Origin of the sequence: Lacisediminihabitans sp. (assembly GCF_043726815.1) — a bacterium.
Classification (GTDB): Bacteria; Actinomycetota; Actinomycetes; order Actinomycetales; family Microbacteriaceae; genus Lacisediminihabitans.
In genome coordinates this window covers 1-13115 of the sequence record NZ_JAYSJZ010000090.1, presented here as the reverse complement: position 1 = coordinate 13115, position 13115 = coordinate 1, and the positions used below count along the sequence as shown (strand labels likewise).

Annotated in this window: 12 protein-coding genes and 1 tRNA gene; 10 read left to right on the top strand and 3 right to left on the bottom strand. The window is 65.9% G+C overall.

The annotated features are described in order from the left end of the window. Nucleotides 1–58 precede the first annotated feature (58 nt). Nucleotides 59–146: transfer RNA gene (locus ACHZD8_RS13810), tRNA-Ser, on the bottom strand. A gap of 228 nt (nt 147–374) precedes the next feature. Between ACHZD8_RS13810 and ACHZD8_RS13805 the strand changes: the two genes are divergently transcribed. From ACHZD8_RS13805 to ACHZD8_RS13780, 6 genes are all read left to right on the top strand, one after another. Next, nucleotides 375–1394, top strand: coding sequence for an ABC transporter permease (locus ACHZD8_RS13805; protein WP_394771007.1), 1020 nt, complete (start codon nt 375–377; stop codon nt 1392–1394). Nucleotides 1395–1480: 86 nt separating this feature from the next. After that, a complete protein-coding gene (locus ACHZD8_RS13800; protein WP_394771006.1) occupies nt 1481–2587 on the top strand; it encodes a substrate-binding domain-containing protein in 1107 nt (368 codons plus the stop codon). A gap of 101 nt (nt 2588–2688) precedes the next feature. Continuing rightward, nucleotides 2689–2943 carry an ATP-binding cassette domain-containing protein gene (locus tag ACHZD8_RS13795; protein ID WP_394771005.1) on the top strand — a complete coding sequence of 85 codons (255 nt, stop codon included), beginning with the start codon at nt 2689–2691 and terminating at the stop codon, nt 2941–2943. Next, a complete protein-coding gene (locus ACHZD8_RS13790) occupies nt 2918–5254 on the top strand; it encodes an ATP-binding cassette domain-containing protein (RefSeq protein ID WP_394771004.1) in 2337 nt (778 codons plus the stop codon). Before ACHZD8_RS13795 ends, ACHZD8_RS13790 begins: the two co-directional genes overlap by 26 nt. A gap of 26 nt (nt 5255–5280) precedes the next feature. Further along, the gene (locus tag ACHZD8_RS13785) at nt 5281–5946 is read left to right on the top strand and encodes a helix-turn-helix domain-containing protein (RefSeq protein WP_394771003.1); all 666 of its coding nucleotides are present in this window, start codon (nt 5281–5283) and stop codon (nt 5944–5946) included. A 95-nt stretch (nt 5947–6041) separates the two neighbouring features. Continuing rightward, entirely contained in the window at nt 6042–7100 is a 1059-nt protein-coding gene (locus ACHZD8_RS13780) for a 2,3-butanediol dehydrogenase (protein WP_394771002.1), read from the top strand. A 97-nt stretch (nt 7101–7197) separates the two neighbouring features. On the opposite strand, the gene ACHZD8_RS13775 is transcribed toward ACHZD8_RS13780, so the two are convergent. After that, on the bottom strand, nt 7198–7647 hold the full coding sequence (locus ACHZD8_RS13775; RefSeq protein ID WP_394771001.1) for a VOC family protein: 450 nt from the start codon (nt 7645–7647) through the stop codon (nt 7198–7200). Between the two features lie 161 nt (nt 7648–7808). On the opposite strand from ACHZD8_RS13775, the gene ACHZD8_RS13770 reads away from it, so the two are divergent. Genes ACHZD8_RS13770 through ACHZD8_RS13755 form a run of 4 tightly spaced genes read left to right on the top strand, consistent with a single transcriptional unit; the run spans nt 7809 to nt 12102 of the window. Next, nucleotides 7809–8588 (top strand): SDR family NAD(P)-dependent oxidoreductase, encoded by a 780-nt coding sequence (locus ACHZD8_RS13770; RefSeq protein ID WP_394771000.1) that lies wholly within the window; start codon nt 7809–7811, stop codon nt 8586–8588. Between the two features lie 45 nt (nt 8589–8633). Beyond that, complete coding sequence (locus ACHZD8_RS13765) at nt 8634–10016, top strand: M24 family metallopeptidase (protein WP_394770999.1); 1383 nt, start codon at nt 8634–8636, stop codon at nt 10014–10016. A 34-nt stretch (nt 10017–10050) separates the two neighbouring features. Further along, nucleotides 10051–11103, top strand: coding sequence for a zinc-binding dehydrogenase (locus ACHZD8_RS13760; RefSeq protein WP_394770998.1), 1053 nt, complete (start codon nt 10051–10053; stop codon nt 11101–11103). Between the two features lie 18 nt (nt 11104–11121). Beyond that, nucleotides 11122–12102, top strand: a complete 981-nt coding sequence (locus tag ACHZD8_RS13755) for a zinc-binding dehydrogenase (RefSeq protein WP_394770997.1) — start codon at nt 11122–11124, stop codon at nt 12100–12102. 24 nt (nt 12103–12126) lie between these two features. Here ACHZD8_RS13755 and ACHZD8_RS13750 read toward each other — a convergent pair. Continuing rightward, the coding region (locus tag ACHZD8_RS13750; RefSeq protein WP_394770996.1) for an SDR family oxidoreductase at nt 12127–13115 on the bottom strand (989 nt) is incomplete at its 5' end.

The window sequence follows — 13115 nt, the reverse complement described above, 5'->3', positions numbered from 1 at the left end:
AATGGGGATTCGAACCCGTGTTGTGGGCGCTGTGCGGGCACCCGTTGGGGCGGTGGTTTGGCGGAGAATGGGGGATTCGAACCCCCGAGGGCTTGCACCCAACACGCTTTCCAAGCGTGCGCCATAGGCCACTAGGCGAATTCTCCTGGCGGGCCGACCCCACGAGATCGGGAACGGCCATCATGAATCTTACGGGATGTTGGCTTCGCCCAAGACGCGTCCCCCGTTCTGACGGAAATCAGGGAGGATTTCGCACCGCAATCCGAATTGTTATCGAACAGCACTTGTGAACAATGGGTGTTCACACGTAAAGTCACACTCAACACTCGCTGACCGACACAGATGTCGTCCGGCGAAACCTGTTGGGAGAAAGTATGACCGACGCGACGACGCGTGATGCCGTGAAACTGACCAGTTCCCGCATCGCCATCTCCAAGGGCTTCGTCACTGTGGGGGTCTCGACGGTGCTGTTGTTCATCGTCTGCGCGGTGTTCGCGCCCACAAGCGTCTCACCCGGCGCGATCCTCGGCATGGTCCCTTTCGCCGCAGTGCTCGCCATTGTGGGGCTCGGGCAGATGCTGGTCGTGCAGCAAGGCGGAATCGACCTATCCATCCCGGGCGCAGTCTCCCTGGCCATCGTGATCGTGAGCCACGAGCCCAACGGTGACAACAGCAAGCTCCTGCCAGCGGTGCTTCTCGCCGTCGGATACGCGATAGCCGCGGGTCTGCTCAACGGCTTCATGGTCGGTCGCCTTGGTCTCAACTCGATTATCGCGACGCTGGGCACCAACGCTCTCCTCTTCGGTGCCGTGCTCGGAATATCCGGCGGCACCCCACGCAGCACGACCAGGCTGCTCGCATCCATCGCGGGCGGACTCAGTTTCGGTATTCCGAATTCCGCCTTCTTCGCCGTCGGCGTGTTGCTCGTGGTCGCGGTGCTCGTGAAGCGCACCGTTGCCGGGCGGCGATTCGAGGCGATCGGGGCAAATCCCTTCGCCGCCCGGGCCACGGGGCTGCGAGTGCGTACCCATCAGTCTCTCGCCTTCGTCTGGGCGCAGTTGCTCTACTGTCTTGCCGGAATTCTGCTTGCGGGCATCACCAACCAGCCCACCGCCTTTCAGGGGGACTCTTACCTGCTCCCGGCAGTCGCGGTGGTCGTGTTGGGTGGAACGTCGCTGCTCGGCGGGCGCGGCTTCCCCATCGCGACAGTCGTCGCGGCAATCTTCCTGAGCCAGCTCGACCAGTTCGTCCTGTCGCTCGGGGTTCCCTACGCGGTGCGCACGCTCGTGCAGGCCGCGGCGCTGGCCATCGGGGTCGCGCTGTACACGGTGGATTGGGCAGCGCTGCGACAGCGGCTGCGGCGCAAGGCGCCGGCGGCCGGAGCGCGCGCATGACCGGGCCGAGCGGGGAACATCACTTTCGACACAGCGGTCGAAATCGAGCGACAGAGGCGTCGCATCCCACCAGGAGGAAATCACACATGAAACGTCGCAGTACACTCACCTTGCTAGCCACGACGATCGTGGCGGCGTCACTGGCACTCGCCGGCTGCAGCAGCACCACACCGAACAGCGCCACCTCATCGGGTGCCGGGACGTCGGTCGCCGGAGCGCCTTCGTGGTGCGGGCCGAAGAAGATCACCCTCGGCCTGCTCGACGGCTTCGGTGGCAACAGTTGGCGCCTGGTCACCACCGCCGCCGGCGCCGACGAGGTCAAGAAGTGCTCGAGCGTCACCAAGTACGAGTATGCCGACGGCCAGGGCGACACCCAGAAGGCCATCTCCGACATCCAGGGCATGGTCGCCAAGGGCGTGAATGCCCTCGTCGTATTCCCGGATGCCGGCCAGGCGATGCTGCCCGCCCTGCGCAGCGCGTACAAGGCCGGCGTCGTCACCGTGCCCTACCGGGTGTTTCCCGGTGGTAAGGACGGCGTGGACTACACCGCCTGGATTGGTGCCGACTTTACGACGGACGGCAAGAACTGGGGCAATTGGATCAAGACCAACCTCCCCGATGGCGGCAACATCCTTTTCATCAGCGGTCCGAAGGGCAACAGCCAGGCCACCGACGAGCTCAAAGGCATGAAGACCGTGCTCACCGACGCCAAGTACAAGTACATCGGTGAAACCCCCGAGGTCACGAACTGGGACCCGGCGCTCACGCAGCAGGTGCTCACCGCCGACATCGCGAAGTACCCGAAGATCGACGTGATCGTCTCGGACTTCGGACCGTCTCTCGTCGGGGCGCTTCCCGCCTTCGCCAAGGGCGGTCGTTCCATCCCGTCCCTGGTCACTTCCGACGGCAACTCGCTCGGGTGCTTTTACCAGGACAACACGGCAGCCAACCCGGACTTCAAGCTCATGACCGTCGCGACCGGTAACGACAACGTGCGACTCGCCGTCGACTACGCCGTTGCCAAGGCCACCGGCGGCAAGCTTCCGTCCGACAAGGTCTTCAAGGCTCCGGCCTTCGAGGACTCCGTGACCGGCACGCCGAGCAAGGTCCAGTGCCGCAAGGACCTTCCCGGTGACATCTACCTCTCCGCGAAGATGTCTCCAGAGGACCAGGCCGCACTGCTGAAGAAGTAGCTCGACCGGGCAATCGCCGGGTTGGTCAGGATCATGGTCCTGGCCGACCCGGCGCCTGCTCTCACCCCCGAACACCGCACAGACAGGCAAGGGCCAACACCGTGAACAACCAGGACACCATTGACGTGACCGCGCCGGACCGGGTTCCCTCGATCGCCCCGGCGACGCTCACCATGACGAACATCTCGAAGCTCTACTCGGGTGTTGCCGCACTCTCCGACGTGTCGGTGACCATCCTGCCGGGAGAGGTGCACGCCATCCTCGGCGAAAACGGGGCCGGTAAGTCCACCCTGATGAACGTGGCGTCGGGAACGGCCCAGCCTGATGAACGTGGCGTCGGGAACGGCCCAGCCTGACGGGGGCACGATCGAGTTCGAAGGCGCGCCGGTGGACGGCCTCACGCCCGTGATCGCAGGTCAGCTCGGCATCGCCATTGTCCACCAACATCCAGCCGTTCTGCCAGACATGACGGTGCTCGAGAACCTGCAGGTGGCACTCCCGGCATCTGTGTTCGCGTCGGGGGAGTCAGTTGAGGCGACGGCGACGCGCCTCCTCTCCGAGGTTGGCCTGCGGGTGCACCTTCGCGATCGTGTCGAGCTGCTGACGGTGGCCCAGACGCACCTGCTCGAGATCGCGAAGGCTCTCGCGCTCAAACCGCGCCTGCTCATCCTCGACGAGCCGACCGCGCCGCTCGGACAGGAGTCCGTGACCCTGCTCTTCGAGAGGGTGCGCGCCGTCGTCGCGGCCGGCACTGCCGTCGTCTACATCACTCACCGCCTCGCCGAGGTTCGTGAACTCGCCGACCGGGTCACTGTCTTGAGGGACGGGCGCGTGCGCGGAAGCGTCATGGTCGACGAGATCAGTGACGAAGAGCTACTCGCCATGATCGTCGGCCGCACCCTCGAATCGACCTTCCCACCCAAGCACGTGCCCTCTGAGGCCGACGAGACGAACTTCACCATCGACGGACTCACCGGTCCCGGATTTGCGAACATCTCGATCGCCGCCAAGCGCGGCGAGATCGTGGGCATCGCGGGCGTCGTCGGCAACGGCCAAAGCGAACTCATGCGCGCGCTTGCCGGCCTCGAATCTTTCACCGGGAGCGTCTCGGTCGGGGGCAGGGAGCTCCCGCCGCGCGAATTGCTGCACGACGCCGCTTTCATGCCGGCCGACCGCCACCGCGAGGGCCTCATGATGACCCTCTCCGTTCGCGAGAACGCCTCGGTCTCCGCGCTCACCAAGTTCCGCCGGTGGTGGTTCCTCAGCCGCAAGCGAGAACTCGGCACGGTGGGCGAGACCCTAGGCTCGCTGTCCGTCAAGGCGGCATCGCTGGACTCCGTCGTGTCTTCCCTCTCCGGCGGAAACCAGCAGAAGGTCGTCATGGCCCGGGCCCTGCTCTCCGAGCCGAAGCTGGTCATCGCCGACGAGCCGACCCAGGGCGTGGATGTAGGGGCGCGCGCCGAGATCTACTCGATCCTGCGCGACGTGTCCGCCTCCGGCATCCCGGTGGTCGTCGCCTCCTCCGACGCGAAGGAACTCGAGGGCCTCTGCGACCGCGTGATCGTGATGTCTCGTGGCCACGCGGTCGAGGTTCTGCACGGCGAGGAGATCAGCGAAGAGCGGATGATCCACGCCGCCGTTCGATCGACGACCCGGTCGGTCTCGGTCGATGCGGTCGCCGATGCATCCAAGTCGACCGGAGTCCGGCGATTCGTCCAGGGAGACTATGCCCCTGCCGTGTTGCTCGTCGGCGTCATCGTCCTGCTCGGCTCGTTCATCTTCAGCCAGAACGCCCGCTACCTCTCCGACTTCAACATCTATTCGGTTTTGACCCTCGTCAGTGCGCTCGGTTTCATCGCACTCGGGCAGACGATCTCGCTTCTGATCGGCGGCATTGATCTCTCTGTCGGCCCTCTGGCCGGTTTCCTCGTGGTGGTCGCATCGTTCTTCGTCAACGACGGCAAGCCTCCGGTCGCCATCATCATCGGTTTCGTGCTCATGGTGGTCGTCGCCATAGCCGTGGGTTTCGTCAACGGGTCGTTGATCCGGTTTGCGCGCTTCACCCCGATCGCCGCAACCCTGACGATCTACATCGCGTTGCAGGGTTTCAGCTTCATCCTGCGCAACGGACCCGACGGGTACATAAACTCGTCGATTACCGCCATCATCGGCTGGCAGGTTGGGCCCATTCCGGTCGCGTTCATCGTGCTCTTGGTCGCCACCCTAGTCAGTGAGTTCTTCCTGCGTAAGCGGCGGTGGGGCTGGCGTCTGCGGGCGACCGGGTCGAGCGAAGAGTCCGCTCGCCGATCCGGCATCAGCATCAACCGCACGGTCATCCTCGCCTACGTCGCGACCTCGCTGTTCGCCTTCGTCGGGGCCGTCATGCTCATGGCACAGATCGGGGTCGGCGACCCAGCCCAGGGCGTCGGCTACACGCTCACGAGCATCACGGCGGTCGTGCTCGGCGGAACGAGCCTGCTCGGCGGCCGCGGCACTTTTGTCGGCACGCTGCTCGGTTCCGTCCTGCTCGTGCAGGTGCTCAACGCGACCACCTTCCTCGGTCTCTCTCAAATGTGGCAGTACCTCTTTCAGGGTCTACTCATCCTGGTCGCAGCGATCGTCTACTCCCTCGTGCGCGCTCGCAAGAAGCGCCGGGCGATCGTATGAGTCCCCGTTTGGCGGTGTGAGCGACCGTGGACACTCTCGGATCGCGTCTCAAGGACTTGCGCCAAAAGTCCGGGCTCAGCCTTCGTGAACTCGCGCGGCAGGCGAATGTGTCGCCCTCGTTCGTCTCGCAGATCGAGAACGGCAAGTCCCAGCCTTCTGTCGCCACGCTCTACGCCTTCTCCCAGCGGCTCAATGTCTCGGTCGATCAGCTCTTCGAGGGCAGGATCGACGGCGAGACCGACGCGGCCTCCGCGGCCGGCAGCGGGGTCGTCGAGTCCGCGCGAGCGGGGGAGGGCGGTCTTACCGACCCGGCGCTTGTCTGGCAGCCGTCCGAGTTCGCCAATCGTATCTCCGTCGTCCACCCACGGCACCGCTCCCACCTCGACATGGCCGCCGGTGTGGTCTGGGAGCGTCTCGCAGCGACCCCGGAGCCGGCTGTCAGCTTCATGAAGATCGTCTACGCTCCCGGGGCGTGTTCGGCCGACACCGAGGAACTCTCCCAACATTCCGGTTACGAGTACGGATACGTCACCATGGGGCAACTCGAGGTCACCATCGGTGACGAGATCTTCCTGCTCAACGAGGGGGAGTCGCTGGGCTTCGACTCGTCAATCCCGCACGTCTTTCGCAATCCCGGAGGCGCCGAGATGCAGGGTATCTGGTTCGTGCACGGCCGATCCAGGCCGCACTAGCTTTCGCCAGACTCTCTTGAACGGACACGGCACAACAGATCTTCAGACCAGACGAAACACAAGACACGCGTCACAAGACACGAGGAGTTGAGCACATGCGCGCAGCGGTTTTCCACGATGCCCACGACATCCGGATCGAGGAGGTGGATGCCCCCAAGGAGGTTGGCCCGGGCGAGGTGCTCGTTCGGCCGTTCTGGTGCGGAATCTGCGGCACAGACCTGCACGAGTACGCCGCGGGCCCGATCGTGATACCGACGCACGCCCATCCTCTGACCGGTGCTTCGGCCCCTCAAATTCTTGGCCACGAGTTCTCGGCAGAGGTGGTCGAGGTAGGGGCCGGCGTTCGCAACGTCGTCGTCGGCCAGCGAGTGTCGGTGATGCCGATCATCTCCTGCGGCGAGTGCTACTTCTGTCGCCGGGGCCTCGGACACCTCTGCACGAGGATGGCGTGCGTGGGCCTCAGCTTCGCCTGGGGCGGCATCGCGGAACTCGCGGTCGTGCCGGCGACCCAGGTCTACGCGCTGCCCGACGAGCTCACTGACATCCAGGGCGCGCTCGTCGAACCGACAGCGGTCGCCGCCTACGGCGTCGACACAGCGGGCGTGCGTCCCGGTGACACGGTGCTCATCACCGGCGCGGGTCCGATCGGCGCCCTCGCGTCGATCTATGCGAGCTCGATCGGCGCGCGGGTCTTCGTCTCCGAGGTGAATCCCGTGCGCGCCGCCCTCGCACGTTCCCTCGACGTGGGCGAGGTGCTCGACCCCTCGTCGATCGATGTCGTGGGCTACCTGCGGGATGTCACGGGCGGCATCGGAGTCGACTCCGTCGTGGAGTGTTCCGGCAACGAGCGGGCGCTTCAGGCCGCGTTCGGTGCAGTGCGGGCGGCCGGCACCATCACCCAGACGGGGCTGCACACCCGGCCGGCCTCGATCGACCCGATGCAGGTGTCGCTGCGAGAGATCACCTACAACGGCACGTGGTGCTACCCGCTCACGGACTGGCCCCGCGTCATCGATCTCATCGCGCGCCGCGGTCTTGCCGTCGAGCGCGTCGTCACTGCCGAAATCGGCGTCGCCGACCTTGTTGAGAAGGGCTTCGACATGCTGCTCAACCCCAGCGGCAACGAGGTAAAGGTGCTCGTGAATGCCCGATAGCTCGGCGCGAAGTGATATCGCGGCCCGATGCGCCCTCCATCGATCCTTCTGACCGGATTGTGAAGCAACGGTGAACGGTCCTTGCGGAAATCGACCCTCAGACGGCGTTCGACTGCCAAATCTCGAGTTGGATGCCGTCCGGATCGCGCAGGTACGCCCACTTGGAACCAGCGTGCACTCCAGTCTCGAGGGTGACCGGGGGCGCGTTGAAGACGGCGCCCTTGGCTGTGAGGTCCGCGTAGGCCTGATCGAGGTCGGAGACCTCCAGGCAGATGTGCGCCGACCCGATGTCGCCGTTGGTTCGGTCGAACTCGCGGCCGCGGGGATTGTGGTACTCGAGGAACTCGATGCGCGTGCTCCCAATGGAGATCATGGCAAACGAAAGGCGGGCGCCTGGCACCTGCAGGCTGTCGGAAAGGGCCTCGCCCGAGCCCTCGGTCACGTCGCCCGGTACCAGGTCGAACATCGTCGAGTACCACTCGAACGACCGTTTCATGTCGCTCACAGAGAGCCCGACGTGGTGGACTCCGGACACGGTGAAAACCATGGCAACTCCTTTGTTGATGATGTCGCCAGCCGACTGGTACGACTCGCGTCCCACCAGTTTGAATCATCGCGAACTCGCTGTACAGTGACACTACACAATTGTGGAGCCATTGCGAACCCTGCGACGGGCAGCGTGGCCGCTACTGCAAAGGAGCAGAGCAGATGAGCGATCGATTGGCGGGCAGAAGCATCGTCGTCACCGGCGGTGGTTCCGGCATCGGCGCCGGTATCAGCCGCGGGTTCGCGGCCGAGGGCGCGCACGTCGTGATCGCCGATCTCAATCTCGAAGGTGGCCAGTCGGTTGCCGCAGAGATCACGGCGTCGGGCGGATCGGCGTTCGCCACCCGCGTTGACATCACCGATCGTGCCAGCGTCGCTGCGGGCATCGCCGCCACCGTTGCCCGATTCGGTCGTCTCGATGCCTACTTCAACAATGCCGGAATGAACTCGCCGATGAAGTTCCTCGAGATCACCGAGGAGAACTTTGAACTGATCATGCGCGTGAACGCCCTCGGCGTGCTGATCGGAATCCAGGAGGCGGCGAAGCAGTTCCTCGCCCAGGGCGGGGGCGGCAAGATCGTGAATACCGCCTCCATCGCGGGGCGCACCGGATTTCCCAGTTTTGCGCCTTACAGCGCGGCCAAGGCTGCGGTGATCTCGCTCACCCAGTCCGGTGCTCGCTCGCTCGCCGCGAGCAAGATCACGGTGAACGCCTTCGCTCCCGGCGTCGTGGCGACGCCCCTCTGGACCAAGCTCGACGCCGATCTCGAGAAGATGGGCGAGGGTGACGCCGGCTTCGATTCCATGGCGAGCGACATCCTGCTGGGTCGTCCAGCGCAGCCCGAGGACATCACCCCCACGGCGATCTTCCTCGCGAGCTCTGATTCCGACTACATCACCGGCCAGGTCATCGCGATCGAGGGCGGCATGATCCTCGTCTGAGCTATCCCGCCCTCTCCTTACCACCAGGCCCCGAAAGGACCATCGATGACTACCGCAACATTCGGCACCAACGGCGTCGACTGGGAGACCAGAATCGACTTCGATCGACTGCGCACCGAAAGGCTGGTGCGGCTGAGGGTGAAGCTCGAGGAGTCAGATCTCGGGTCGTTGCTGGCGTTCGACTTCGCCAATATCCGGTATATGTCGGCGACCCATATCGGCACCTGGGCAATGGACAAGCTGATCCGCTTCTCGCTGATCACGCGGAACAGCGATCCGATCGTCTGGGACTTCGGATCGGCCGCGAAGCACCACTCGCTGTACAACCCGTGGCTCGACACGACAACATCGGAGATGGATGCCGACCCGCATGCCCCGCATCACGGTGCCGTGCGTCCGAGGGCGGAGTCCGGCTCGCGTGCGGGCATCTCGACCCTGCGCGGCGCGTTCAACCCGAACGCGGGCATCGCCGAGGAGCTGGCGGCGAAGATCAAACGAGAGCTGGAGAAATTCGGGGTGGCGCACGAGCCTCTCGGGGTGGACGTGGTGGAGCCTCCCGTCCTGTTCGCGCTGCAGGCGCTGGGCATCGATGTGGTCGACGGGCAGCAGGTGTTCCTCAATGCCCGCGCGATCAAGGGTCGGGACGAGATCTCCCTGCTCACCCAGGCGGCGTCGATGGTGGATGCCGCCTACGACACCCTCTACGAGTTCCTGCGCCCGGGTGTGCGGGAGAACGAGACGGTGGGCCTCGTCTCGAAGACGCTGTACGACCTCGGTTCAGAGTACGTCGAGGGTGTCAACGCGATTTCCGGGGAGCGCTGCTCGCCGCATCCGCACGTTTTCTCAGACCGGCTCATCCGGCCAGGCGACCCGGCGTTCTTCGACATCCTGCACAGCTACCAGGGCTACCGCACCTGCTACTACCGCACCTTCGCGGTCGGCTCGGCCAGCTCGGCCCAGAACGACGCCTACAAGCGGGCCCGCGAGTACATGGACCGGGCAATCGCCCTGGTGCGCCCGGGCGCCACGACCGCGGACATCGTCAAGGTGTGGCCCAGGGCGGAGGAGTTCGGATTCCCGAACGAGGAGGCCGCGTTCGCGCTGCAGTACGGCCACGGGGTCGGACTCTCGATTTGGGAGAAGCCGATTTTCTCGCGGCTGGTGTCGATCGAACATCCCGAGGTGCTGGAGGAGGGCATGGTGTTCGCCCTCGAGACGTACTGGCCGTCAGCCGACGGCATCGGCGCGGCCCGCATCGAGGAAGAGCTCGTCGTGACCGCGACCGGGTGCGAGGTCATCACCAAGTTCCCGGCGGAGAAGCTGCTCGTCGCGGGACAGCGCTACTTCAGCATCGACGGTCCGCTGCCCACACTGCGGAGCGCGCAGTCCCACCTGAACACCCCGGAGGGACGCGGCGAGACCGTCTGACTCCGCCCGTCACACCGCAACACGAGGGAAAGACATGATGAAGGCTGCCCGGTACTACGGGGCTCACGATGTGCGCATCGAGCAGGTGCCCGACCCCGAGCGGCGGCCGGGTGAGGCGCTGCTGCGCGTGCTGCGCAGCGGAATGTGCGGCACGGATGCCACGGAGTGGAAGGCCGGACCGCACACCTTCCCGGTGCCCGGCCCCCATCCCCGCACCGGTCACAGTGGGCCGATGATCCCCGGCCACGAGTTCATCGGCGAGGTGCTCGAGGCGGACGCCGGGGGACGATTCTCGGTCGGCGAGATCGTCGCGAGCGGCGCGGGAATCTGGTGCGGCGAGTGCGTGCGCTGCCGTGAGGGGCGCACGAATCTCTGCTTCGAGTACTACACACTCGGCCTCAACACGGACGGCGGCATGGCCGAGTTCGTCTCGTGCCCCGAGCGCGCCCTGGTGCCGGTGCCCGAGGGGCTGTCCCTCGATCTCGCCGGCCTCTCGCAGCCGCTCGCCGTCGGACTGCACGCCGCCCGCCGCTCGGGGGTGCGGGACGGTGAGTCGGTCGTGCTTATCGGCGCCGGCGCCATCGGATCTTTCGTGCTCGCAGGCATGAAATCGCTCGCCGACATCGACCTGACGGTGGTGGACTTCGCCGGCCCGCGGCTCGATCGCGCGCTGCGGCTCGGCGCGAGCCGCATCGTTCCGGTCGACGACAACACCCGCGCGGCGGTTCTCGCCGCCGTCGGGGAACGCGGGGCCGACCGCGTGGTCGAGGCCAGCGGGGCCCCCGGCCAACTGAACAATGCGATCTCGCTTGTGCGCAACGGGGGGACCATTCTGCAGGTCGGGCTGCCGTCGAGCGAGCAGTCCGTCGACATCCACTCCCTCGTCATGCGTGAGATCACGGTGCGGACGACGCTCGCACACGTGTGCGGCGAGGATCTCAACCCGGCCCTGAACATCCTCCTGACGACCGACCTCGGCGCCGAACTCCTCGACAGCGTGCTACCGCTCGAACGGCTCGCCGAGCAGCTCGAACGGCTCGCCACCGGCGCGCTCGAGGGCAAAGTCCTGTTCGACCCCTCCCTCTAGACCCTAAGGATCCCTCCCATGAAGGCACTGCAATTCTCCGTGCAGGACACACCCGAGGTGGCCGAGCTCCCCATCCCGGAGATCGCCGAGGACGAGGTTCTCGTTGCCGCACGTTCGGTGGGCGTCTGCCACTCCGACATCGACCTGCTCGAGGGCCGCTACATCATCCCCTTCCGCTACCCGATCATCCCCGGTCACGAATGGTCGGGCGAGATCGTGAAGGTGGGGCGCAAGGTCACCGACTTTGCGGTGGGCGACCGGGTCGTGGGGGAATGCGTGATCGGCGCCGACCACTTCGGATTCTCGATCAGCGGCGCCGCCGCCGAGTTCTTCGTAGCCAAGCCGTCCTGGCTGCACCGGCTGCCCGACCAGATCCCGTTCACCGTGGGTGCCCTGGTGGAGCCGTTCAGCGTCGCCTACTACGCGCTCGTGCGTGCCGGCGGGGTGGACGCGAGTGACACCGTGGTGGTGCTCGGCGCCGGTCCGGTCGGCCTCGCGGTGACCGCTGCGGCCGCGGCGATGGGTGCCGTCACCGTCGTGGTGGAGCCCGCCGAGGGGCGCCGGGCTATCGCGCTGTCGCTCGGAGCCAGGCATGCGGTGCACCCGGACGGCATCGTCGCCCTGCTCGCGGACATCACGGGGGGCCGTGGCGCGGACGTCGTGGTCGAGGCATCCGGTCGCCCCGCGGTGATGGCGACGGCGTTGGAACTCGTCGCCTTCCAGGGCCGGATCGCCTACATCGGCATCGATGTGGGGCGCGAGGCGCCGGCCAAGCTCGGCCTCATCCAGTCGAAGGAGCTGCGGATCACCGGCTCCATCGGCTCGCCAGGCGTCTGGCCGGAGACCCTGCGTTTCCTCGCGAACAGCGGCATCGACCTGAACCCGCTGGTGACCCAGCACTTCGGCATTGACGATGCGCTCGATGCGCTCGACGCGGCGCACCACCCCGAGTCGACGATCAAGGCGCACATCGACCTGACCGCCACCCTCCCCGCCTGACCCTGTCGTAGGTCAGCCCGCTGGTTAAGGGATGATCCGTGCCGCGCGGTAGCGGTCGACCTTGTCGAAGAAGCTGTCCGGGGTTCCGCGGAAGTTCAGGAATCCGGCCTTGCGGCTCTTGGTCATGTCGGTGAGGCACTCGATCTCCCGGCCGAGGTCGCCGTCGGAGTGCCACCACGAGGCGAGTCGCCCGAGGTCCTTTTCCACGAGTCCGTTCTTCTCGGCGATGGCGACCCAGGTCGCCTCCATGCCGCGCATCTGATCAGCGAGCAGGCGCGGTTCGCCCTCGAAGCCCTCCCATTCGAGACCGAAGAACTCGGCGATCTGGGGCCAGAGCCAGCGCCAGCGGAACACGTCGCCGTTGGCGATGTTGAAGGCCTCGTTCTCGGCCTCGGGATGCGTGCCGGCCCAGATCAGCTGCTCGCCGAGCAGGTCGGCATCCGTCACATCGGTGAGGCCGTTCCACTGCATCGCCGACCCGGGGAAGACGAACGGTAGTCCGAGTTCCTTGCAGATGGTGGCATAGACCGACAGAGTCAGCGCCATGTTCATGGCGTTTCCGGTGGCGAAGCCGAAGACGGTGTGGGCGCGGTGCACGCTCCAGGTGAAGCCGTTGCGCTCCGCCGATGCGAAGACCTCGTCCTCCTGGGCGTAGTAGAAGTTGGGAAAGTCGAGGCGGGGCTCATCCTCGTGGAAGGGTGTGTCTGCCATGACACCCTGGCCGTAGAACTCGAACGGACCGAGGTAGTGCTTGAGGCCGGTGAGCAGGGCCACGTGGCGCACGGACTTCTGGGGCTCGAGGGCGGCCAGCACGTTGCGAACCGTGGCGCTGTTGACCTCGATGTTCTGCGCCTCCGTGTCGTGCCGCATCCAGGCGGTGATGATCACCAGCTCGGGGGAGGATCCGGCGAGAGCCGCACCCAGTCCAGCCGGATCGAGCAGGTCGGCCACGGCGTTGGTCACACCCGGGATCTCGAGGGATCCGCTGCGGGACAGGCCGGTGACCTGCCAGC

Excerpts from the sequence above, each read along its gene's own strand:
- ACHZD8_RS13765 (WP_394770999.1), top strand. The coding sequence starts at position 8,634 with ATGACTACCGCAACATTCGGCACCAACGGCGTCGACTGGGAGACCAGA.
- ACHZD8_RS13770 (WP_394771000.1), top strand. The coding sequence starts at position 7,809 with ATGAGCGATCGATTGGCGGGCAGAAGCATCGTCGTCACCGGCGGTGGT.
- ACHZD8_RS13780 (WP_394771002.1), top strand. The coding sequence starts at position 6,042 with ATGCGCGCAGCGGTTTTCCACGATGCCCACGACATCCGGATCGAGGAG.
- ACHZD8_RS13805 (WP_394771007.1), top strand. The coding sequence starts at position 375 with ATGACCGACGCGACGACGCGTGATGCCGTGAAACTGACCAGTTCCCGC.
- ACHZD8_RS13760 (WP_394770998.1), top strand. The coding sequence starts at position 10,051 with ATGATGAAGGCTGCCCGGTACTACGGGGCTCACGATGTGCGCATCGAG.
- ACHZD8_RS13755 (WP_394770997.1), top strand. The coding sequence starts at position 11,122 with ATGAAGGCACTGCAATTCTCCGTGCAGGACACACCCGAGGTGGCCGAG.
- ACHZD8_RS13800 (WP_394771006.1), top strand. The coding sequence starts at position 1,481 with ATGAAACGTCGCAGTACACTCACCTTGCTAGCCACGACGATCGTGGCG.
- ACHZD8_RS13775 (WP_394771001.1), bottom strand. The coding sequence starts at position 7,647 with ATGGTTTTCACCGTGTCCGGAGTCCACCACGTCGGGCTCTCTGTGAGC.